1 protein-coding gene is annotated in these 1,005 nt (G+C 55.6%); it reads left to right on the forward strand.

Features of this window, described 5'->3' with window-relative positions; translation table 11 throughout:
* Nucleotides 1-61: 61 nt before the first annotated feature.
* Nucleotides 62-1,005: IS4-like element ISApu1 family transposase (locus tag PG899_RS24110; RefSeq protein ID WP_270697823.1), on the forward strand; the 944-nt coding region annotated here is incomplete at its 3' end.

Genomic DNA, 1,005 nt, shown 5'->3' on the forward strand with positions numbered 1-1,005 from the left:
AAAAAAGGCTTCGTTTGTGATCTGATTTTATCGCCAAACAAAATCAACACGCGCGAAGCCTATGACTATTATCAACGCTAATTACTATCTGGAGCAACTCTTGGCTCCCGCCGCACTCGAGCGCATTGCTCGGCTCTGCAAGTTTTGTCTGCGTCAGCGTGCCATTACCCCAGCCATGCTCGTACCTGCACTGCTGCGGGCCATGGGAGGCGACCAGGTCAATGACATTGCCGGTTTACACCGCCATTTCAATGCCTTGCAACTGGTAAACACCCATCAGGTTTCTTACAAACCGTTTCACAATCAGCTGCGCAAAGAGAGCTTTGCCCTGTTTATGAAAGCCCTGGTCGAGCGGGCCATCGCCTTGCGTATCGACCATCAACTCAAAGCAGCCTCCCTCGGCGCGTTCAAGCAGGTGTTACTGCACGATGGCACCTCCTTTGCGGTGCATCGGCGCCTTGCTGCTGATTTTCCCGGCCGGTTCAAGACCATCAGTCCGGCAGCTATCGAGTGCCATATGACCATGTCACTGTCGGAGCAGAGCCCGTTGTGCATGAGTGTGTCTGCCGATACCGCAGGGGAACGGCAATTTCTGCCTGAAGCCCACACGCTGACCAACTGCCTGCTGCTGGCTGACGCAGGTTACATTGACAGGGCTTGGTTTGAGCAGGTGAACGACGCTGGCGGATTTTATCTGGTGCGCGGCACGAAAAGCCTGAACCCCAAGATAATCCAAGCCTGGCGCGGTGATGGACGGGAAGTACCCAAGCTGGCGGGACTATCTCTGAGAGAGGCCGGACGGCGACGCTGTCGGGCCGAGGTACTGGATATGGTGGTGAAGTCCGGCCAGGTCGAGTACCGGTTGATCCGGCGCTGGTTTGCTGAGGAAAAGCGGTTCTGTCTGTGGATGACGAACCTACCGCGAGCAGCATGGTCAGCAGAGCAGGTGATGAGCCTGTATCGCTGCCGTTGGCAGGTGGAGTTGTTATTTAAAGAGTGGAAATC

Source organism: Aeromonas sp. QDB39, from assembly GCF_027707585.1.
GTDB lineage: Bacteria > Pseudomonadota > Gammaproteobacteria > Enterobacterales > Aeromonadaceae > Aeromonas > Aeromonas hydrophila.